The sequence below is a fragment of the Streptomyces rubellomurinus genome, from assembly GCF_000961885.1.
Classification (GTDB): domain Bacteria; phylum Actinomycetota; class Actinomycetes; order Streptomycetales; family Streptomycetaceae; genus Kitasatospora; species Kitasatospora rubellomurina.
The window spans coordinates 60,646-81,203 of record NZ_JZKH01000017.1; the positions used below are offsets into that span (position 1 = coordinate 60,646).

At 73.3% G+C, this 20,558-nt stretch carries 16 protein-coding genes; 6 read left to right on the top strand and 10 right to left on the bottom strand.

Going from position 1 to position 20,558, the window contains the following annotated elements; all coding sequences use genetic code 11:
* Positions 1 to 103: 103 nt before the first annotated feature.
* Positions 104 to 4,831, bottom strand: coding sequence for a hypothetical protein (locus VM95_RS11195; RefSeq protein ID WP_045694858.1), 4,728 nt, complete (start codon positions 4,829 to 4,831; stop codon positions 104 to 106).
* 517 nt (positions 4,832 to 5,348) lie between these two features.
* Entirely contained in the window at positions 5,349 to 5,792 is a 444-nt protein-coding gene (mce, locus tag VM95_RS11200; protein ID WP_045694860.1) for a methylmalonyl-CoA epimerase, read from the bottom strand.
* A gap of 245 nt (positions 5,793 to 6,037) precedes the next feature.
* On the opposite strand from mce, the gene VM95_RS11205 reads away from it, so the two are divergent.
* A complete protein-coding gene (locus VM95_RS11205) occupies positions 6,038 to 7,231 on the top strand; it encodes an acetyl-CoA C-acetyltransferase (RefSeq protein WP_052706845.1) in 1,194 nt (397 codons plus the stop codon).
* Positions 7,232 to 7,321: 90 nt separating this feature from the next.
* A complete protein-coding gene (gene meaB / locus VM95_RS11210; RefSeq protein ID WP_045694941.1) occupies positions 7,322 to 8,278 on the top strand; it encodes a methylmalonyl Co-A mutase-associated GTPase MeaB in 957 nt (318 codons plus the stop codon).
* A 57-nt stretch (positions 8,279 to 8,335) separates the two neighbouring features.
* On the opposite strand, the gene VM95_RS11215 is transcribed toward meaB, so the two are convergent.
* From VM95_RS11215 to VM95_RS11235, 5 genes are all read right to left on the bottom strand, one after another.
* Positions 8,336 to 8,851, bottom strand: a complete 516-nt coding sequence (locus tag VM95_RS11215) for a MarR family winged helix-turn-helix transcriptional regulator (RefSeq protein ID WP_078859785.1) — start codon at positions 8,849 to 8,851, stop codon at positions 8,336 to 8,338.
* 40 nt (positions 8,852 to 8,891) lie between these two features.
* Positions 8,892 to 9,863 (bottom strand): AIM24 family protein, encoded by a 972-nt coding sequence (locus VM95_RS11220; protein WP_208615437.1) that lies wholly within the window; start codon positions 9,861 to 9,863, stop codon positions 8,892 to 8,894.
* Complete coding sequence (locus tag VM95_RS11225; protein ID WP_045694865.1) at positions 9,863 to 10,513, bottom strand: AIM24 family protein; 651 nt, start codon at positions 10,511 to 10,513, stop codon at positions 9,863 to 9,865. The genes VM95_RS11220 and VM95_RS11225 overlap by 1 nt, the downstream gene beginning before the upstream one ends.
* Positions 10,513 to 11,151: an AIM24 family protein gene (locus VM95_RS11230; protein WP_045694867.1), complete on the bottom strand. Its 639-nt coding sequence runs from the start codon at positions 11,149 to 11,151 to the stop codon at positions 10,513 to 10,515. Before VM95_RS11230 ends, VM95_RS11225 begins: the two co-directional genes overlap by 1 nt.
* Positions 11,152 to 11,242: 91 nt before the next feature.
* Complete coding sequence (locus VM95_RS11235) at positions 11,243 to 12,046, bottom strand: DUF2127 domain-containing protein (RefSeq protein ID WP_045694869.1); 804 nt, start codon at positions 12,044 to 12,046, stop codon at positions 11,243 to 11,245.
* Positions 12,047 to 12,284: 238 nt separating this feature from the next.
* Here VM95_RS11235 and VM95_RS11240 point away from each other — a divergent pair, with 238 nt between their 5' ends.
* Positions 12,285 to 12,596, top strand: coding sequence for a DUF3817 domain-containing protein (locus VM95_RS11240; RefSeq protein WP_341846002.1), 312 nt, complete (start codon positions 12,285 to 12,287; stop codon positions 12,594 to 12,596).
* Between the two features lie 99 nt (positions 12,597 to 12,695).
* Here the strand turns inward: VM95_RS11240 and VM95_RS11245 are convergent, their stop codons facing one another.
* Positions 12,696 to 14,324, bottom strand: coding sequence for a M4 family metallopeptidase (locus tag VM95_RS11245; RefSeq protein WP_045694872.1), 1,629 nt, complete (start codon positions 14,322 to 14,324; stop codon positions 12,696 to 12,698).
* A gap of 433 nt (positions 14,325 to 14,757) precedes the next feature.
* Positions 14,758 to 16,395: a M4 family metallopeptidase gene (locus VM95_RS11250; protein ID WP_045694874.1), complete on the bottom strand. Its 1,638-nt coding sequence runs from the start codon at positions 16,393 to 16,395 to the stop codon at positions 14,758 to 14,760.
* 497 nt (positions 16,396 to 16,892) lie between these two features.
* Here VM95_RS11250 and VM95_RS11255 point away from each other — a divergent pair, with 497 nt between their 5' ends.
* From VM95_RS11255 to icmA, 3 genes are all read left to right on the top strand, one after another.
* Positions 16,893 to 17,429, top strand: coding sequence for a MarR family winged helix-turn-helix transcriptional regulator (locus VM95_RS11255; protein ID WP_045694876.1), 537 nt, complete (start codon positions 16,893 to 16,895; stop codon positions 17,427 to 17,429).
* A gap of 20 nt (positions 17,430 to 17,449) precedes the next feature.
* On the top strand, positions 17,450 to 17,782 hold the full coding sequence (locus tag VM95_RS11260) for a DUF3817 domain-containing protein (RefSeq protein ID WP_045694879.1): 333 nt from the start codon (positions 17,450 to 17,452) through the stop codon (positions 17,780 to 17,782).
* 177 nt (positions 17,783 to 17,959) lie between these two features.
* A complete protein-coding gene (gene icmA / locus VM95_RS11265) occupies positions 17,960 to 19,645 on the top strand; it encodes a coenzyme B12-dependent isobutyryl-CoA mutase large subunit (protein ID WP_045694881.1) in 1,686 nt (561 codons plus the stop codon).
* Between the two features lie 92 nt (positions 19,646 to 19,737).
* On the opposite strand, the gene VM95_RS11270 is transcribed toward icmA, so the two are convergent.
* Positions 19,738 to 20,451 (bottom strand): TetR/AcrR family transcriptional regulator, encoded by a 714-nt coding sequence (locus VM95_RS11270; RefSeq protein ID WP_244178720.1) that lies wholly within the window; start codon positions 20,449 to 20,451, stop codon positions 19,738 to 19,740.
* Positions 20,452 to 20,558 lie beyond the last annotated feature (107 nt).

Consider the following 20,558-nt stretch of genomic DNA (forward strand, 5'->3'; position numbering starts at 1 on the left):
CCTGTCGTCAAACCGCTGAGGTGGTTGAGGGAATCCTGACACGGTACCGGAGTGTCGACGGCGATATGCCGTTCTCTCACGGACAATGACCGCCAATGTCCGCTCAATCGGGTGGTGCGTTCTTGGAACGATTGCCGCCCGACCGGGGGGAGCCAACTCCGGCACCGGCCTTGGCACCCCCGTCCTTCTTGCTGTTGCTTCCCCCGTTGGTCTGCGCGACCGGCGCCGGCGCCTCGAAGGCCTCCAGGGCGGACAGCACGTCCTGCACCCTGGAGATCTCGGTGTTGATGTCCTTGCGGCGGCGCACCAGTTCGTCCAGCTCACGCCGGCCCTCGTCGGTGACCCGCTTCGCCTCGGCCTTCGCCTCGGCGATCAGCCGCTCGGCCTCCGCCTTCGCCAGCTCGACCTGCTCGTCCGCGGTGCGGTCGGCGTCCCGCAGCCGCTTCTCCGCCTCGGCGGCGGCCTTGTCCAGCCGCTCCTCGGACTCCGCCTCGGCGGCGGACAGCTTCGCCTCCGCCTTCTCGATCAGCGCCTCGGCGCGGTCGGTGGAGGTGGCGAGCTTGGTCTCCGCCTCCTTGAGCAGCCCCTCGGCCTTGCGCACGGCCGAGAGCCGGACCTTGCTGGCCTCCGCCGAAGCCTCCGAGGTGAGCTCGGCCGCGCGGTCCTCGGCGGCCGCGACCAGGGCGGCGGCGCGGTCCTCGGCCTCGGCGACGGTGGCCACCGCCTGCTCCTCGGCCTCCGTCAGCTGTTCCTGGGCGGCCGTCACCAGCGCGTCCACCCGCTCGCCGGCCGACTTCATGGCGGCCGCGTTCTCCTTGCGGGCGCGCTCGTGCAGCGCCTCCACCTCGGCGTCGGTCCGCTCGCGCAGCTCCTCGGCGCGCTCGCGGATCGCGGTCGCGTCCCGGCGGGCCTCGGCGAGCAGGGCGTCCGCGTCGGAACGGCCCTTCTCCACCTCGGCCTGGCCGGCCGCCTCGCCGGCGGCGACCAGCCGGTCGGCCTCCTTGCGGGCGGCCGCGACCATCGCGTCCGCCTGCTCCTCGGCGGCGGCGGTGGTGGCCAGCGCAGTGGTCTGGGCGTCCTCGCCGAGCGCCTCGGCGTCCGCGAAGGCCTTCTCCAGCACCGAGGTGGCCCGGTCGCGGGTGGCCTTGTCGAACTGCTCGGCGGCCTCCCGGGTCTCCGCGTCGTAGACGTCGGCGCGGGCGCGGGTGGCGGCGTCGTAGTCGTCGGCCAGGCCGCGGGTGGCGAGCGCGTACTCCTCGGCCTCGGCGCGCAGCCCGGCGGCCAGCTCCTCGGCCTCGGCGACCGTCCGGGCCGCCAGCGCCTCGGCGTCGGCGAGGGTACGGGCGGCCTGCGCCTCGGCCTCGGCGCGCAGCTGCTCGCCGGCCTCCTCGGCGGCCCGCAGCTCGGCGTCGGCGTCGTGGCGCAGCTGCTCGTCGTAGGCCTGCGCCTCGGCGCGCTGCCGGCCCAGCTCGGCCTCGGTGGCCTCGCGCTCGGCGGCCAGCTCCAACTCGGTGCGCTCGCGCAGGGCGGTGGTCTCGGCCTCGGTGCGGGCGCGCAGCTCGGCCGTCTCGCGGTCGGCCAGCTCGCGGAGCTCGGCGGCGTAGCGGTCGGCGTCCTGGTGCCGGCCGAGGGCGTACTCGTCGGCGGCGGCGTGCTGCTCGGCGACGTACTGCTCGGCGGCGGCGCGCAGCTCGGCGACGTGACGATCCGCGGCCTCGCGCTGCTCGGCCGTCTCCTGGTCGGCCAGGGCGCGGACCTCGGCGACCTCGCGTTCGGCGGCGGCCTTCAGCGCGGCGATCTGCTCGGCGGCGGCCTCGTGCAGGCCGGCCACCGACTGGCGGACCTCGGCGGCCTCGTCCTCGGCGTCGGAGACCAGCCCCGCCCCCTCGGCCCGGGCGGCGGCGACCAGCTCCCGGCCCTCGGCGCGGGCCTGCTCCAGCTCCTCGGCCGCCTCGGCGCGGATGCCCTCCGCGGCCGCGCGGGCCTCGGACAGCGTGCGGCCGGCCTCGGCGCGGACGGTCTCGGCCTGCTCGTTCGCGAGCGCCAGCTCGGCGGCGGCCTCCTCGCGGACGGCCCGGGCGGCCTGCTCGGCGTCGGCCACGCGCCGCTCGGCGGTCTCCTCGGCCCGCGCCAGCCGCTCGTCGGCCGCCTCGCGCTGCTCGGCGGCGTAGCGGTCGGCGTCCTGGCGCTGCCCGAGGGCGTACTCGTCGGCGGCGGCGTGCTGCTCGGCGACGTACTGCTCGGTGCGGGTGCGCAGCTCCTCGGCGGCCTGCTCGGCCTCGGTGCGGATCCGGTCGGCGTACTCGGCGGCCTCGGTGCGCTGGGCGGTGGTCTCCTGCTGGGCCAGGGCGCGCTGCTCGGCGACCTGCCGCTCGGTGGCCTCGCGCAGCTCCGTGGTCTCCCGCTCGGCGCTCTCGCGCTGCTCGGCGGTGGCCCGGTCGGCCTCGGCGCGGACGCGGGCGGCGTACGCCTCGGCCTCCGCGCGCTGCTCGGCGACCTGCCGGTCGGCCGTGTCCCGCAGCTCGGCGGCGGCCTGCTCGGCCTGCTCGCGGGCGGCCCGGGCGGCGGCCAGCTGTTCGGCGGTCTCCTCGCGCTCGCGCTGCAGCCCGGCGGCCGCGGCCTCGTGCTCGCGCCGGCTCTCCTCGCGCAGCGCGTGCGCGGCGGCCTCGGCCTCGCCCCGGGTGCGGGCGGCCTCGGTGTCGGCCTCGGTGCGCACCCGCTCGGCGTCGGCGACCGCGGCGTCCCGGACGGCGTTCGCCTCGGCCTGCGCCTCGGCGGTCAGTGCCTCCGCGGCGGCGGTCGCCTCGGCGCGCACCCGCTGGTCGAACTCCGTTGCCTGGCGCCGGAGTTCGACGGTCTCGCGCTCGGCGGCGACCCGGTTCTCGGCGGCCGCCGCCTTGGCTGCGGCGAGGGCGTCCTGGCCCTGCTGCTCGGCGGCGGCGGTGATCTTCTCGGCTTCGGTGCGGGCCCGGGCCAGGGTCTGCTCGGCCCGTCCCTGGGTCTCGGCGGCCTGCTCCTGGGCCTGCTCGCGCAGCCGCTCGATCTCCCCGGCGGCGCCCGCGCGCAGCTCGTCCGCGTCGGCCTTGGCCTTGGTGAGCAGCTCCTCGGCGTTCTTCGCCGACTCCTCGATCTGCAGGACTGCCTGGCGGCGGGCCTCGCCGCGCACCCGGTCGGCCTCGGCGGCGGCCTGGGCGCGCAGCTCCTCGGCCTCGGCCCGCAGCCGGGCCGCCTCGTCCTGCATCTGCTCGATCCGCTCGCGGATCGCGGCGGCGTCGTCCAGGGCGGCGTTCTGGGCCTGCTCGACGGCGGCCTGGGCCTGCTCGCGCAGCCGCTGCGCCTCGGCGGCGGCCTCGGTGCGGATCCGCTCGGCCTCGGCGGCGGCCTCGCCGCGCGCCGTCTCGGCGTCCCGGTTGGCGCGGTCGAGCACCTCCTCGGCGGTCTTGGCGGCCGTGGCGAGGTGGACGGCGGCCTCCTTGGCGCCGGCCGCCCGGCCCTCCTCCTCGGCCTCGCCGCGCAGTCGCTGCGCCTCCGCCTGCGCGGTGGCCCGCAGCTCGGCGACGTCCCGCTCGGCCCGGGCGCGCAGCTCGGCGATCGCGGCCTCGGCCTCGGCCTTGAGCTCGGCGGCGACGGACTCGGCGGTGGCCCGCAGCCGTTCGCCCTCCTCGGCCGCGGCGGCCTTGGCGGCGTCCGCCTCGGCCTGCTTGGTGGCGGCCTCGGCGCGGACGGCCTCGGCCTCCCGCCGGATGGCCTCGGACTCCTTGGTGGCCTGCGCGACCAGCCGGGCGATCTCGGCCCGGGCGGTCTGGGAACGCTGCTCGGTGGCGGCCTCGCCGTCCGCGACCTTGCGCTCGGCGGCGGCCTCGGCGTCGGCCTGCAGCTGCTCGGCGGCCTGCTCGGCCTGGGTGCGCAGCTCGGCGGCCTCGCGGCGGGCGCGCTCGGCCTCGGCGATGGCCTCCGCGCGCAGCCGCTCTATCTCGGCCTTCGCGGCGCCGAGCTGCTGCTCGGTGCGCGTCTGCTCGGCCTCGGCCTCGGCCTTGAGCCGGTCGATCTCGGCCCGGGCGGCGGCGAGCTGCTGCTCGGCGGCGGCGTGGGCGGCGGCCAGCTGCTGCTGGGCCTCGCCGCGGGCCGCGTCGACGTCCGCGGCGGCCTGGGCGCCGGCCTGCTGGGCCTGCTCGGAGGCGGCGCGCAGGAGGCGCTCGGCGTCGGTCTGGGCGCGCTGCAGGGCGGCCTCGGCGGCGGCCTGGGCCTCGCCGCGGGCGGCGTCCACGTCGGCGGCGGTCTGGGCGCGGGCCTGGTCGGAGAGCGCGACGGCCTCGGCGCGGGCGGCGGCGATCATCCGCTCGGCCTCGACGCGGGCCTCCTGGAGCAGGCGGTTGGCCTCCTGCTCGGTGCCGGCCCGGGTCTGCTCGGCCCAGCCGTTGACGTGCTGCTCGGCGGAGCGGCGCAGCTCGGCGAGCTCGTCCTCCAGCTGGCGGCGGCGGGCGGCCAGCTCGGCCTCCAGCCGGGCGGTGCGCTCGGCGGCCTCGGCCATGATCCGCTGGGTGGCGGCCTGGGAGTCGCGCAGCTGGCGCTCGGCGTCGGCGCGCAGCTGCTGGGCCTGCATCTCGGCGGTGCGGAGCATCTGCTCGGCCTGGCCGGAAACGGCGTCGAAGGCGCGCGGCTGGGCGAGCATGCGGCGGGACTCGTGCAGCTTCGCCCGGAGCACCTCCACCTGGTAGGCGAGGTCCTCGGCGTGTTCGACTGCCTTGTCCCGCTCCTTCCGAGTCCGACCCATCTCGGCCTCGAACTGGGAGAGGTGATCGTCAACCTCGTAGCGGTCGTTGCCCCGCACTCCGCGGTCCCATCCATCTCCTGGTCGCGTCTTCGACCCGGCCGGTCCCGGGCCCCCGATTCCCGGGGCACCGGTCCTGCTGGTCCTTGCATCCGCAGTCGCTGGACGACCCCCGTCTAGCCGGGGCCGTCCGCCGCGGTCGCCGGAATCCTGGGCGCGGGAGCGCGGGTGTGCCGCGTTCCCCCGTCCGAGTGGACTCCTGGGCGAACTCTTGCCTTGTGGAGAATGGTGACAGATCCGTGTTGCGACTGTTCAGCCGTGCCCGCGTAATGGACTCCCCTTGCGACGGGCCGACCACCGGAGGGCGGACGGGCCTGTCATCGGCCGTGCCCGTCGTCTCCGTCCCCCGGAGCCTGCGCGCACCTGGGCATTGTAGTGGGACGGCAGTGCGGGGGAATGGCCGCGTGGGGGTTTTCCGGCTCTCCGGCGAGGTTACTGACGGGTCGCTAGCCGTGCGGGGTGCCGCAGGGGCGCCGCGGTGGTGCCGCCCGGCCCGGGCGGCACCACCGTCGCGGGGTCAGTGCTCCCCGTGCTCGCCCGGCTCCGCGGCGGTGACCAGCTCGGTCAGCACGCCGCCGCAGTCCTTGGGGTGCAGGAAGGTGATCCGCGAACCCATCGAGCCGATCCGCGGCTGCTCGTACAGCACCCGGATGCCCTTGGCGCGGATGTCCTCCGAGTCGCCGTCCACGTCGGCGGTGCCGAAGGCGATGTGGTGCACGCCCTCGCCGTTCTTCTCCATCCACTTGCCGACCGCCGAGTCCGGGCGGGTCGGCTCCAGCAGCTGGAGGTACGAGGCGCCGCCGTCCCCGGTGTCGTTGATCTTGAGCATGGCCTCCCGGACGCCCTGCTCCTCGTTGACCTCGGTGTGGAACACCTCGAAGCCGTAGGTTGCGCGGTAGAACTCGACGGTCTTGTCGAGGTCTCGGCAGGCGATGCCGATGTGGTCGATGCGGGTCAGCACGACGGGCCTCCGGGGCCGTAGGCAGCAAAGTGGCACCCAGTGCATCGCATGCCCGCCGACCGCGCCAGTGCCGCGGGTGCGAGCCTGCTCACACGCGCCCGGTTCACCCGGACCGTTCCGGCACGGTGTTGACTGGATGGTGCCAGTGCGCTCGATCACACCGTTGCTCCGGTGACGGGCGGGTAGCAGGTCAGTACATTGAGCGCATCCTCAACCTGGCCACGACGTGCGAAGGGGCCCGTCCCATGACCAACACCACCTCTGTGATCGTTGCCGGGGCGCGGACCCCGATGGGCCGCCTGCTCGGCTCGCTCAAGGGCTTCTCCGGCGCCGAGCTCGGCGGCATCGCGATCAAGGCCGCGCTGGAGCGGGCCGGGGTCACCGGCGAGCAGGTCCAGTACGTGATCATGGGCCAGGTGCTGCAGGCCGGTGCCGGCCAGATCCCCGCCCGCCAGGCCGCCGTCAAGGCCGGCATCCCGATGAACGTCCCGGCGCTGACCATCAACAAGGTCTGCCTCTCCGGCCTCGACGCCATCGCGCTGGCCGACCAGCTGATCCGCGCCGGCGAGTTCGACATCGTGGTGGCCGGCGGCCAGGAGTCCATGACCAACGCCCCGCACCTGCTGCCCAAGTCCCGCGAGGGCTTCAAGTACGGCTCGATCGCGATGCTCGACGCGATGGCCCACGACGGCCTGACCGACGCCTACGAGAACATCCCGATGGGCGAGTCCACCGAGAAGCACAACACCCGCCTCGGCATCTCCCGCGAGGTCCAGGACGAGATCGCCGCCGCCTCCCACCAGCGCGCCGCCAAGGCCCAGGCGGACGGCGTCTTCGACGCCGAGATCACCCCCGTCGCGATCCCGCAGCGCAAGGGCGAGCCCGTCCTCTTCAGCCAGGACGAGGGCATCCGCGCCGACACCACCGTCGAGGGCCTGGCCAAGCTGCGCCCCGCCTTCGCCAAGGACGGCACCATCACCGCCGGCACCTCCTCGCAGATCTCGGACGGCGCCGCCGCCGTGGTCGTGATGAGCAAGGCCAAGGCCGAGGAGCTGGGCCTCACCTGGCTCGCCGAGATCGGCGCGCACGGCAACGTCGCCGGCCCGGACAACTCGCTGCAGTCGCAGCCGTCCAACGCGATCAAGCACGCGCTGGCCAAGGAGGGCCTGGAGGTCGCCGACCTCGACCTGATCGAGATCAACGAGGCCTTCGCCGCCGTCGCCCACCAGTCCAGCAAGGACCTCGGCGTCTCCTCGGACATCGTCAACGTCAACGGCGGCGCGATCGCGCTCGGCCACCCGATCGGCATGTCCGGCGCCCGCGTGGTGCTGCACCTGGCGCTGGAGCTGCAGCGCCGCGGCGGCGGCGTCGGCGCGGCCGCGCTGTGCGGCGGCGGCGGCCAGGGCGACGCGCTGATCGTGCGGGTTCCGAAGGCCTGACCCGTTCCGACCTGACCTCGGGGCTGCGGACCGCCACAAGTGGTCCGCAGCCCCTTCGGCATCTGCCGGCATCTGTGCAAGGAGATCCTGATGATCGATGTCGCCACGCTGGTCGAGCAGGCCCGGGAGGGCCGGCCGCGGGCGGTCGCCCGGCTGATCACGCTGGTCGAGAACGCCGCGCCGCAGCTGCGGGAGGCGATGGCCGCGCTCGCGCCGTACACCGGGCGGGCGTACACGGTGGGCCTGACCGGCTCGCCCGGGGTCGGCAAGTCCACCTCCACCTCCGCCCTGGTCTCCGCCTACCGGCGGCTCGGCAAGCGCGTCGGGGTGCTGGCCGTCGACCCGTCCTCGCCGTTCTCCGGCGGCGCGCTGCTCGGCGACCGGGTCCGGATGCAGGACCACGCCACCGACCCCGAGGTGTTCATCCGCTCGATGGCCACCCGCGGCCACCTCGGCGGGCTGTCCTGGGCGGCGCCGCAGGCGCTGCGGGTGCTGGACGCGGCCGGCTGCGAGGTGATCCTGGTCGAGACCGTGGGCGTCGGCCAGTCCGAGGTCGAGATCGCCGGGCAGGCGGACACCGCCGTGGTGCTGCTCGCCCCGGGGATGGGCGACGGGATCCAGGCCGCCAAGGCGGGCATCCTGGAGATCGGCGACGTCTTCGTCGTCAACAAGGCCGACCGGGACGGCGCCGACGCCACCGCCCGCGAGCTCAACCACATGCTCGGCCTCGGCGAGGCCCGCGAGGCGGGCGACTGGCGGCCGCCGATCGTCAAGACCGTCGCGGCCCGCGGCGAGGGCGTGGACGAGGTCGTCGAGGCGCTGGAGAAGCACCGCGCCTGGCTGGAGGAGCACGGCGAACTCGCCGCGCGCCGCCGCCGCCGGGCCGCCGCCGAGATCGAGGCGATCGCGCTCGTCGAACTGCGCTCCCGCATCGGCGACCTGCGCGGCGACCGCCACCTCGCCGCCCTCGCCGACCGCGTCGCCGAGGGCGCCCTCGACCCGTACCGCGCCGCCGACGAACTCGTCGCCGGCCTCACCGAGAGCTGACCTTCCCCCACCCGCGCGGGAAGTCGGCCCGGCCGGCCTCCCGCGCGGGACCGCGGGTCAGGAGCGGCCGCGGAGGTTGCGGAGGTGGTCGGCCACCGGGGCCAGGGCCTCGTACATGGCTTCCAGCTGCTCCGGGGTGAAGCGGTCGATGAAGTGGGCCCGGACGCTGCGCACGTGGTCGGGGGCGACGCGCTGCATGGTCTCCCAGCCCTGCTCGGTGAGGTGGGCGTAGAGGCCGCGGCGGTCGCCGGGGCACTCCTGGCGCAGGACCAGGCCGGCGCTCTCCATGCGGGTGATCTGGTGGGAGAGGCGGCTCTTCGACTGCAGGGTGGCGGTCGCGAGGTCGGTCATCCGCATCCGGCGGTCGGGGGCCTCGGAGAGGACGACGAGGATCTCGTAGTCGTTGATGGCCAGGTTGTGGGGCTGGAGTTCACGGCTGAGCTGGTACTCCAGCAGCTTGGCGACCTCCAGATGGGCGCGCCACATCCGCTGCTCCCTGGCGGTCAGCCAGGGAGTCTCCTCCTCGGGCTGCGACGGAGGGGTGTCCGCAGTGTCGATCGTGTGCGTATCCATGGGTCCTAGCATAGCCGATTTAGTTAAATGTTGTACAAGTTTACAGACCGAAACGTCGACCGAGGTCGCCCAGGTTACCGAGCCCGGGGGTCTGGGGGTTGCCGGCGTCGTGCCCCGGCTGGGTCGGCACCCCGCCCATCGGGACGCCCGCCTCGGCCCCGACCACGCCGACCGAGCGCTCGGCCAGCAGTTTCTCGCTGGACTGCAGCAGCACCTGCCCGGCGCCGATGAACTCGAACTGGTGCTCCTCGCCGGAGGCCCCGCCGATGCCGGTCAGCCGCCGCAGGCCGCCGACCACCCCGTGCAGGTACGCGTGGTCGTAGTGGTGGCACGGCGCCGGGCAGTCCGCCCAGCCGACCAGGGCCTGCGGGTCCACCCGGATCGGCGGCTCGACGAAGTGCACCGGCCCGTTGGAGGCGGCGACGAAGCGGCCGGTGCCGAGCAGGGTCAGGAAGCCCGGGATGATCGACTGCTTGAGCCGCAGCGTGGGGTCGAAGGCCAGCAGGTTGCCGGAGCGGACGGTCAGGTTGCCGTCCTCCAGGTCGTAGGAGTTCAGGTCGAAGGACCGGTCGGCCAGCAGCAGCTTGCCGCGGCCCTGGGCGACCACCCAGTCCGCCGCGTGCATCGGGGAGTTGAAGTGCTGACCGAGCGCGCGGTCGACCAGGCCGGCGCCGACGCCGCGGAAGGTGATGTCGCCGTAGTAGGCGATCATCTTGCCCTTCTGCAGGAAGTGCGACCCGTTCAGCTCCACCGAGAAGGCGTACGGGTTGACGTTGTCGTTGACCGGCAGGGTGTACGCGTCGTGCACCGCCGGCCCGTCGAACTGCGCGGGGGCGTGGGCCGGTTGCAGGTCCACGTAGGTGGGCTCCGGCGGCGGGTACCCCTGCGGCGGCCCGTACCCGGGCGGGGCGGGCGCCGCGGGCGGCAGCGGCGGGACGACGAAGCCGGGCTCGGTCGGCTGGTCGTACGGCGGCTGCGGGGCCCCGTACGGCGGCTGCGGCGGGTAGGACATCAGAGCTTCTCCTCGCTCGCCTGGACGTACACCGTGCCCTGGCCGGACAGCTCCAGCTGGAACGCCTCGCCCGAGCCCCGGCCGATCATCTCGCGCCAGCCGATCGCGGTGGACAGCTTGTTGCGCACCTCGCCGCGGTGCCCCACGTACGCCTGCGGGTCGACGTGCACCGGTTGCCCGGGCGTGATCGGCAGTTCGAGGACGCCGCCGTGCGCCAGCACCGCGGCCGAGCCGTGGCCCTCCAGCCGGGTGGTGAACAGGCCCTGCCCGGAGACCTGGCCGCGGACCATGCCCATCACCCCGCCCTGCGAGCCGAGGAACACGGTGGACTGGCGCAGCGTGCCGTCGAAGGCGAGCAGCCGGTCCGACTCGACGAACAGGGTGTCGCCGGTGAGGTCGACGACGTGCACGTGGTGGCCGCCGTGGCCGAACATCACCCGGCCCTCGCCCTCGACGGTCATCAGCGGGGTGTCCTCGTTGGCGACCCGGCGGCCGATCATCGACATCACGCCGCCCTGCCCGCCGGTGATGCTCGGGGTGAACCGGACGTCCCCGGTGTACGCGAGCATCGCGCCGCGCTGGCTGAACAGCTGCTGCCCGGGCGCCACCAGGGCCTCGACCATCTTGCCGTTGATCCTGGTGAAGGCCATCAGACGTCGCCCCCGAGGGTGGTCTTCTCCGAGGGCTGGACGTACACCAGGCCCTCGCCGGTGAACTCGATCTGGACGGCCTCGCCGCCGCCCTCGCCGATCACCGTCGTCCAGCCCGCGCCGGACTTCAGGCTGCGGTGCAGGTCGCCGGTGTGCGCGACGTACGCGCCCGGGTCGACCCGCAGCGGCATGTCCTTGCCGACCCGCAGGACGACGGCCGGCCCGTTGGAGGTGACGGCGGCCCAGCCGTGGCCCTCGACCTTGGTGGTGAACAGGCCGTTGCCGGAGGACATGCCGTTCAGCCCGGTGAAGCTGGTGCCGGTGTGCAGCGAGGCCTCGGTGCAGAGCAGGTTGTCCGCCTCGACGTACAGCGCCCGGCCGTCGAGCCGGACCAGGTTGATCTCGGTGGCCTGGTCGGCGAAGTAGCAGGTGCCCTGCCCCTTCACCTCCATGACGGTCATCTTCTCGCCGGTCAGCCGTCTGGCGACCATGCCGCGCAGGCCGTCCCCGCCGCCGGTCAGCTTCTTGAAGGTCATCTGCCCGGTGTAGGCGACCATCGAGCCGTGCCGGGCCTTGACGGCGTCGCCGGCCAACTCGACCGCGAGCACCCGTGATCCCTGGAGTCTGAACTGTGCCACGGCCGCAATCTAGCCGTCGCGGCCGCGGCACGGGGAGGGGGCGGGGTCGGACTGCGACCCTCCTGGTACGAGTCCGGTACGTTCGCGCCGGTCAGGTGCGCGCGTGCGCCCCGTGGCCGTGACCGGGGTGCGGGACGGCGCCGGCGGCCTCCTCGACCTCCAGCAGCGAGGCCGAGTGGCGCTCCGCCTCGAAGGCGACCACGCCGCCGCGCAGCCCGAACAGGCGCTTGGAGAGCATGATCCACAGCACCGCCGCGATGTTCAGCAGCAGGGTGCAGATCTTCACCGCGCTGACGTGCTCGTGCAGCTCGTAGCCCTCCAGCGGCAGGAAGGCGGCGGTGGCGACCACCGTCAGGTACTCGGCCCAGCGCTTGTTCAGCCAGAGGCCGACCGCCTCGACGATCTCGATCAGCGCGTACGCCACCAGGGCGCCGGCGACGATCAGCAGGGTGCTCTTCTTGTAGTCGAAGGTCTTGCGGATCGTCTCGACGATCGGCGCGTGTTCGAGGTCCCAGTGGAAGTGGTCGGTGACCGGCTTGAAGACCGTCAGGTTCTCGTCGAAGACCCGGTGCACCGCGTCCTGGCTGTTGGAGAACTTCCAGACGCCCCACGCGATCAGGATGATGACGACGCCGCGCAGCACCCGTTCGACGGCCAGGAAGCGCAGGATGAAGAGGTCCCGCAGGGCCTTGCCGCGCGGCACCAGCGGGGCGTTCTGCGCCGGGCCCGAGCCGTGCGGGGCGCCGAGGGCGAAGTCGCCGCAGCGCAGGCAGCGCCAGGCGTCGCCGACCGCGGTGGCCGCGTGCAGCCGGGCGGCCAGCTCGGGCTCGGTCGGCTTGTAGGTGATGTGCCCGCGCTTGGCGCAGGTCCTGCGGTCCCAGTCCCGCTTGAACATCGTGTGACTCCCCCGTGGTGCGATGCCTCGCGCGCCCGGATCGGTGGGCGCGCGGGCAGCAGGATAGGGGGTGCGGCCGGTGCGGCGCCGCACGCCGCCGCGTTCTGGGGCGCGGCTGTGACATCGGGCACGTGCGCCCACCCCGGCCCGGGGCCCGGACGTGTGCTCGGAGATAATGACCGGGAGCTTGTGAGTCGGTTCACAAGTGATCACCGACCCCCGCAATGAGGTATCCATCGTGAACAGCAGCGCCGTCCACCGCCTGCGCCTGGTCTCCGCCCCCGAGGGGATCTCCTTCGTCCTGCTGCTGATCTGCACGGCGTTGAAGTACACCACCAGCTTCAACGCCGTCCCGGTGCTCGGCCCCGTCCACGGGACCCTCTTCATCCTGTACGTGGTGTTCTGGCAGCAGGCCCGGCTGGCGCAGAAGTGGGACGCCAAGCGCAGCCGGCTGCTGTTCGTCCTGTCGGTGGTGCCGTTCGGCGGCATCTACGTCGAGCGCACCCTGGCCCAGGAGGAGCGCGGCGAGCTGGCGCCCGCCGTCGCCTGACCCCTCGCCCCGCGCGGACGTCCGACAGGCTGCCGCGGCCTCCTCTCCCAAAGGGCCGCGGCAGCCTGCCGTCTTTCCGGGGGTGGCTGACCGGGGCGGCTAGTTGACGTTCACCCCGCTCCAGGCCGCGGCGACCGCCTTGTACTCGGCGCTGGTGGCGCCGTACAGGTCCGCCGCGGCCTTGAGGGTGCCGGTGCGGGCGGCCTTGTAGTTGGTGGTGGAGGTGAAGTAGACGGTCAGCGCGCGGTACCAGACCTTCGCGGCCTTGTCCCGGCCGATGCCGGTCACCTTCGCGCCGTTGGAGGTCGGGCTGTTGTAGGTGTAGCCGTTGATGGTCTTCGCGCCGCTGCCCTCGGACAGCAGGTAGAAGAAGTGGTTGGCGACGCCCGAGGAGTAGTGGACGTCCAGGTTGCCGACGCCGGAGTACCAGGAGTCCGCGGACTTGCCGTCCTGGGAGGGCTTGTCCATGTAGCGCAGCGGCTTGCCGTTGCCGAAGATGTTGATCTTCTCGCCGATCAGGTAGTTCGGCGGGTTGGCCGGCAGGTTGGCGTACCACTCGACCATGGTGCCGAAGATGTCCGAGGTGGCCTCGTTGAGGCCGCCGGACTCGCCGGAGTAGTTGAGGCCGGCGGTGGCGGAGGTGACGCCGTGGCTCATCTCGTGGCCGGAGACGTCGATGGCGGTGAGCGGGTGGGTGTTGCCGGCGCCGTCGCCGTACGTCATGCAGAAGCAGGAGTCGTCCCAGAACGCGTTGACGTAGGCGGAGCCGTAGTGGACGCGGCTGGCCGCGCCGACGCCGTTGTTCTTGATGCCGTTGCGGCCGAAGGTGTTCTTGTAGAAGTCCCAGGTGGCGGCCGCGCCGAACTGGGCGTCCACGGCGGCGGACTGGCGGTTGGAGACCAGGCCGTTGCCCCAGCTGTTGCTGGTGCTGGTGAAGAGCGAGCCGCTGCCCGAGGTGGCGCCCTTCAGGTCGGTGGTGGACTGGCCACCGCGGCTCGCGTCCTTGAGCGAGTACGTGGAGCCGCTCTGGGTGGTGGTCAGCGGGACGGTGCCGACGTTGACGCCCTTGCCGGTGCCGGACGCGGTCTGGATCTCCTCGTGGGTGGAGAGCAGTTCGCCGCTCGTGGCGTCGGTGACCACCTGCTGGCGGCTCGGGGTGCCGTCCGCGCGCTCGCCGCGCACCACCGTGCGGTGGGCCAGGCGGGGGTTGCCGTCCGCCGCCCAGACCACCAGCTCGGCGGCGTCGGCGCCGTCGACCCGGGCGAGCGCGGCCTCGTCCTCGTCGGCGGCCAGGCCGACCGTCGCCCGGACGGCGGCGGTGGCCTTCTCGCCGGCCTGGTTCGCGGCCAGGCCGGGGGTGAGGGTCGGCAGCGCCAGCCGGCCGTCGAAGGCCCGGTCGACGGAGGCCACCGAGCCGTCCGTGCGCTGGTGGACGACCAGGTCGCCGCCGAGCACCGGGAGGCCCTCGTAGGTGCGCTCGTACCGCAGGTGCCTGGTGCCGTCGCGGTCCACCACGGCGTCCTTGGCGACCAGCCGCTCCTGGCCGGGCAGCCCCAGCGCCTGGGCGAGCGGGGCGCTCTGCCCGGCGGCGAGGCTCAGCGGGGAGGTCTGCTGCAGCTCGGGGCCCGGGGCGGCGGCCTGGGCGGCGGGGACGGCGGCGATCTGGATGACGCCGGCCAGCAGGGCGGTGGCGGAGAGTACGGCTCCGGCCGTCAGCTTTCGCTTCACGTACGGGGGTTCCTTCCAGGAGACCCGCGAGTGCGCGCGGGCGCGCCGCGTACCGGGGCGCCGGGCTTGGCGCCGTTGGGGCGGTAGGGCGCGGACGTGCGGCTCCCGTGCGGCTGCTGACGCTGCGCCGGTGGGTGGGGCGGCGGTGCGTCGACGGGGGCTTGGTCATAAGCATGACAATCGGCGGCGGCGAAGGACAGGCCGCGTGCGGGGATTGGCCGGGAACCGCCAGTGCCGGTACGGGTGGTTCGGGTGCGTTCCCGTGCCCGGTGCGGGCGGTTCGTCCCCACTGGCGGGACTCCGCCAGCCGGGCCGTCTTGACGGGCCGCCTTGACGGTCGTCTCGACGGGTCGGGGGAGTTGGGTGGACGCCCGGGGCCGGCCCTCCATGGCGGGGCCCCGGGCGTCCTGACTGCGGCGCGGTGCGGCGTACGTCAGTTGACGTTGACGCCGCTCCACGCGGCGGCGACCGCGTTGTACTCGGCGCTGCTCGCGCCGTACAGGTCCGCCGCGGCCTTCAGGGTGCCGGTGCGGGCGCTCGCGTAGTTGGTGGTGGAGGTGAAGTAGACGGTCAGCGCGCGGTACCAGATCTGCGCGGCCTTGTCCCGGCCGATGCCGGTCACCGACGCGCCGTTGGAGGTCGGGCTGTTGTAGCTGAACCCGTTGATGGTCTTCGCGCCGCTGCCCTCGGACAGCAGGTAGAAGAAGTGGTTGGCGACGCCCGAGGAGTAGTGGACGTCCAGGTTGCCGACGCCCGAGTACCAGGAGTCGGCCGAGGAGCCGTCCTTGCTCGGCTTGTCCATGTAGCGCAGCGGGCTGCCGTCGCCGTTCAGGTTGATCAGCTCGCCGATCCAGTAGTTCGGCGGGTTCTTGGGCAGGTTGGCGTAGAACTCGACCATCGTGCCGAGGATGTCCGAGGTGGCCTCGTTGAGGCCGCCGGACTCACCCGAGTAGTTCAGGCCGGCGGTGGCCGAGGTGACGCCGTGGCTCATCTCGTGGCCCGCCACGTCGATCTCGGTGAGCGGGTGGGTGTTGCTCGCGCCGTCGCCGTACGACATGCAGAAGCAGCTGTCGCTCCAGAACGCGTTGACGTAGCCGGAGCCGTAGTGCACCCGGCTGGTCGCGCCGACGCCGTCGTTCTTGATGCCGCTGCGGCCGAAGGTGTTCTTGTAGAAGTCCCAGGTCGCCGCCGCGCCGTACTGGGCGTCCACCGCGGCGGACTCGCCGCTGGAGACGGTGCCGTTGCCCCAGGTGTTGGTGGTCTTCGCGTACAGGGTGCCCGAACCGGAGGTGCGGTTCTTCATGTTGACGGTCGACTGGCCGCCGCGGGAGGCGTCCTTCAGCGAGTAGCCGGTGCTCGTCTGGGTGGTGGTCAGCGGGACGGTGCCGACGAAGACGCCGTTGCCGGTGCCGGCCGCGGTCTGCACCTGCTCGTGGGTGGAGAGCACCTGGCCGGTCGCCGCGTCGGTGACCAGCAGCTGGCTGCTCGGCGTGCCGTCCGCGCGCTCGCCCTCGACCGTCGTCCGGTAGGCCAGGCGCGGGTTGCCGTCGCTCGCCCAGATGACCAGCTCGGCCTTGCCGGTCTGGTGCACCGCCTTGATCGGGGACTCGTCCTTGTCGGCGGCTATGCCCACGGTCGCCTGGACGGCGCCGGTGGCCTGGGCGGCGGCCTTGTCGGCCGGGATCTGCGGGGTGAGGCTCGGCAGGCTCAGCTGCGTGCCGACGGCCTTGTCGACCGAGGTCACGGTGCCCGCGGCGCTCTGGTGGACGACCAGGTCGCCGCCGAGCACCGGCAGGCCGGCGTAGGTGCGCTCGAAGCGCAGGTGCTTGGTGCCGTCGCGGTCCACCACCGCGTCCTTGGCCACCAGCTGCTCCTGGCCGCCCAGCTTCAGGGCCCTGGCCAGCGGACCCGACTGCCCGCCGGCCAGCGCGAGCGCGGCGGCGTGCTGCTCGGAGGCCTGCGGCTGCGGGGCACCGAGCGGGCTGGCCTGGGCGGCGCTGCTCACTCCGACGACGCCGGTGAGCAGGGCGGTGGCGGAGAGTACGGCGACTGCTGCGAGCTTTCGCTTCACGGACGAGTCCTTCCGGGAAACCGCGGTTGGGCGCGGTCGCGCGGCGTCCCGGGGGCCGGGGTCGGCTCCTGAGGGGCGGGACGGGCGCTGACGTGCGGGACCCCGTACGGCCGAGGGGCAGACCACCGGTGGGTGGGGGTGGTGGCTGCCTTGCGGGGTTGGCGGAAATCATGGCGACCGGGCAAACGAAATGACAGGTCTTGCTCATGAATTGGCCAAGTCCCGCCAGAGCGCGGGAATGTGAACGGACGGACGAACCGGGGCGAACCGTCCCGTCTTTCAGCGGGTTACCCGTTGAACCGGGGCCTGGTAGTGCGACGTTGCCCGGAGAAGTGGGCAACGGCCAACGGCCGTCCGGCGGTTGGCGCGGGTTCACGTCCCCGCAACGTCCTGGTACGGACCTGACGGCCCGATTGGCGGGTTCCCGCCACGTGCCGCGCTTGTCCAGCATCAGGACGGCTGGTAGCACGCGTACCGTCCGCCGGTACGGTAAGGAGGTGGCCAAGCCCCTCGCACTCGACTTCGACCCGATCGCCCGCGCCGACGAGCTGTGGACCCGCCGCTGGGGCGGCGTCCCCTCGATGGCGGCGATCACCTCGATCATGCGCGCGCACCAGATCCTGCTCTCTCGGGTCGACGCGGTGCTCAAGCCGTACGGGCTGACCTTCGCCCGGTACGAGGCGCTGGTGCTGCTGACCTTCAGCCGGACCGGCGAGCTGTCGCTGTCCAAGATCGGCGAGCGGCTGATGGTCCACCCGACCAGCGTCACCAACACCGTCGACCGGCTGGAGCGGGCCGGCCTGGTCGCCCGCCGCCCCAACCCGCTGGACGGCCGCGGGGTGCTCGCGGCGATCACCGAGCGTGGCCGCGAGGTCGTCGAGGAGGCCACCCGGGAGCTGATGGCGATGGAGTTCGGGCTGGAGGAGTACGGCCCCGAGCAGTGCCGCGAGGTGTTCGAGCTGCTCAGGCCGCTGCGGGTGGCCGCCGGAGACTTCACCGATCCGGGTGAGGGGGCTGCGCGGGGGAGGCCGTGAGGACGGTTACCCTCGATGCCATGAAGCAGAGTGTGCTGACCCGCTACCGGGCCATGGCGTATGTCACCGGCGTCCTCCTCGTGCTGCTGACCGCCGGCGTGATCGCCAAGTACGTGCTGGACATCGACGGCGCGTCCGGCTTCACCACCGCGGTCGGCATCGCGCACGGCTGGCTGTACGTGGTGTACCTGGTGTTCGCCTTCGACCTGGGCACCAAGGCCAAGTGGCCGGTCGGCAAGCTGGCCTGGGTGCTGCTGGCCGGGGTCGTCCCGACCGCCGCCTTCTTCGTCGAGCGCCGGGTGTCGCGCGAGGTCGCGCCGCTGATCCAGGCGCCGGAGCCGGTCGGCGCCTGAGCGCCGCCGACGCGGGACCTTCGAGAGCGCCCCTCCCCGAACCGCGGGGGAGGGGCGCTCCCGTCATTTCGGGCGGGTATCCATCGACAAGTAGTAGGACGTCCGAGTAAATTAGTAGGACGTCCTATCACTGTGCCGCCCGTGCCGTGGCGGCCGTACGGAGCGGAGTTCGGGGCCATGGACGCCGAGGAGATCGAGCGCGGACGCCAGCGCTGGCAGGACCGGTACGACAAGGCCCGCAAGCGGGACGCGGACTTCACCACCCTCTCCGGTGACGAGGTCGAGCCGGTGTACGGGCCCGCCCCCGGGCAGGCCGTGGAGGGCTTCGAACGGATCGGCTGGCCCGGTGAGTACCCCTTCACCCGCGGCCTCCACCCCACCGGCTACCGCGGCCGGACGTGGACCATCCGCCAGTTCGCCGGCTTCGGCAACGCGCAGCAGACCAACGAGCGCTACCGGATGATCCTGGAGGCGGGCGGCGGCGGCCTCTCGGTCGCCTTCGACATGCCCACCCTGATGGGGTACGACTCGGACGACGCCAAGTCGCTCGGCGAGGTCGGCCACTGCGGCGTGGCCATCGACTCGGCCGCCGACATGGAGGTGCTGTTCGACGGCATCCCGCTCGGCGACGTCACCACCTCGATGACGATCAGCGGCCCGGCCGTCCCGATCTTCTGCATGTACATCGTGGCTGCCGAGCGCCAGGGCGTCGACCCGGCCGTGCTCAACGGCACCCTGCAGACGGACATCTTCAAGGAGTACATCGCGCAGAAGGAGTGGCTCTTCGCCCCCGAGCCGCACCTGCGCCTGATCGGCGACCTGATGGAGCACTGCGCCCGGGGCATCCCGGCGTACAAGCCGCTGTCCGTCTCCGGCTACCACATCCGCGAGGCCGGGGCGACGGCCGCGCAGGAGCTGGCGTACACCCTCGCGGACGGCTTCGCCTACGTCGAGCTGGGCCTGTCCCGGGGCCTGGACGTGGACGTCTTCGCGCCCGGCCTGTCCTTCTTCTTCGACGCGCACCTCGACTTCTTCGAGGAGATCGCCAAGTTCCGCGCCGCGCGCCGGATCTGGGCCCGCTGGATGCGCGACCGCTTCGGCGCGAAGACCGACAAGGCGCAGTGGCTGCGCTTCCACACCCAGACCGCCGGCGTCTCGCTCACCGCGCAGCAGCCGTACAACAACGTGGTGCGCACCGCCGTCGAGGCGCTCAGCGCGGTGCTCGGCGGCACCAACTCGCTGCACACCAACGCCCTGGACGAGACCCTGGCGCTGCCCTCCGAGCAGGCCGCCGAGATCGCCCTGCGCACCCAGCAGGTGCTGATGGAGGAGACCGGCGTCACCAACGTGGCCGACCCGCTGGGCGGTTCCTGGTACGTCGAGGCGCTGACCGACCGGATCGAGCAGCAGGCCGAGGCGATCTTCCAGCGGATCCTCGACAAGGGCCGCGAGGACCACGAGATCGGCCCGATCACCTCCGGCATCCTGCGCGGCATCGAGGAGGGCTGGTTCACCGGCGAGATCGCCGAGGCCGCCTTCCAGTACCAGCAGGGCGTGGAGAAGGGCGAGAAGCGCGTGGTCGGCGTCAACTGCCACCCGCGCAGCGTCACCCCCGAGCTGGAGATCCTGCGGGTCAGCCACGAGGTCGAGCGCGAGCAGGTCCGCGTGCTGCGCGAGCGCAAGGCGGCCCGGGACGAGACGGCCGTGAAGGCCGGGCTGGACGCCATGCTGGCGGCCGCCCGCTCGGGCGAGTCGATGATCCCGCCGATGCTGGACGCGGTCCGCGCCGAGGCGACGCTGGGCGAGATCTGCAACGCCCTGCGCGCCGAGTGGGGCACCTACCAGGAGAACGCGGCGTTCTGAGGCCCTGACCACCGCGGAGCCGCCGCGAAGCCGCCGTACGGGACCGCCCGTACGGCGGCTTCGCCGTGCCCTCGGCGCGCCGCTCTCGGCTTTCAGCAGAGGGTGAGCGAGCCCAGGAGGAGGTCGGTGAAGCGGGTGATCCACTCCGGGGTGATCGGTTCGCCGCTGACCAGGACACGGTGTTCGACGGTGCCGGCGACGATGTCGAAGATGATGTCGATCTCCGCGCAGGCCGTCTCGCGGTCGGCGTCCGGGGCGAGTTCGCCGCGGGCCTGGGCGGCGGCGCGGCCCTGCCGGACGAGGTGCTTCTGCGGGTCGACGATGGCCTCGCGGATGCGGCGGCGCAGCTGGCGGTCGCGGGTGCCCTCGGCGAACAGGGCGAGCAGCGCGGCCTGGGTCTCCGGGCGGGCCAGCAGGTCGGCGAACTGGGCGACCACGGCCTCGATGTCGGCGCGCAGGCTGCCCAGGTCGGGCATCTCCAGTTCGTCGAACAGGCTGGCGACGGCGTCGACCACGAGTTCGTTCTTGGAGGGCCAGCGGCGGTAGAGGGTGGTCTTGGCGACCTTGGCGCGGGTCGCGACGTGGCCCATGGTCAGGCCGCCCCAGCCGAGTTCGGCCAGGGCCTCGCGGGTGGCGTCGAGGATCGCGAGGTCGGCGGCGGCGCTGCGGGGACGGCCCTTGGCCCGGGCCGTGGCGGCCGCGGGGCCGGTGGCCGGGGCGCCGGCGGCTCCGGGCTCGGCGGCCGCGGGCTCGGTGGCCGCGGGGTCGGCGGTCAGCGGGCTCGCGGGGGGCTGGGCGGCCGGCACCGGGCCTCCTTGCGCTTTACTGGTAAGTAACTTGGGTGGGGCTGGTAACGGTAGCGACTGTTCGCCGGTTCGGGCAGCCGCGCGGGCCGGGAAAGTGGGGCAGGTCA

Bases quoted from the DNA above. Each gene is read 5' to 3' on its own strand.
- icmA (WP_045694881.1), top strand. From the start codon at position 17,960: ATGGACGCCGAGGAGATCGAGCGCGGACGCCAGCGCTGGCAGGACCGG.
- VM95_RS11220 (WP_208615437.1), bottom strand. From the start codon at position 9,863: ATGTCCTACCCGCCGCAGCCGCCGTACGGGGCCCCGCAGCCGCCGTAC.
- VM95_RS11235 (WP_045694869.1), bottom strand. From the start codon at position 12,046: ATGTTCAAGCGGGACTGGGACCGCAGGACCTGCGCCAAGCGCGGGCAC.
- VM95_RS11260 (WP_045694879.1), top strand. From the start codon at position 17,450: ATGAAGCAGAGTGTGCTGACCCGCTACCGGGCCATGGCGTATGTCACC.
- VM95_RS11205 (WP_052706845.1), top strand. From the start codon at position 6,038: ATGACCAACACCACCTCTGTGATCGTTGCCGGGGCGCGGACCCCGATG.
- VM95_RS11225 (WP_045694865.1), bottom strand. From the start codon at position 10,513: ATGGCCTTCACCAGGATCAACGGCAAGATGGTCGAGGCCCTGGTGGCG.
- meaB (WP_045694941.1), top strand. From the start codon at position 7,322: ATGATCGATGTCGCCACGCTGGTCGAGCAGGCCCGGGAGGGCCGGCCG.
- VM95_RS11215 (WP_078859785.1), bottom strand. From the start codon at position 8,851: ATGGATACGCACACGATCGACACTGCGGACACCCCTCCGTCGCAGCCC.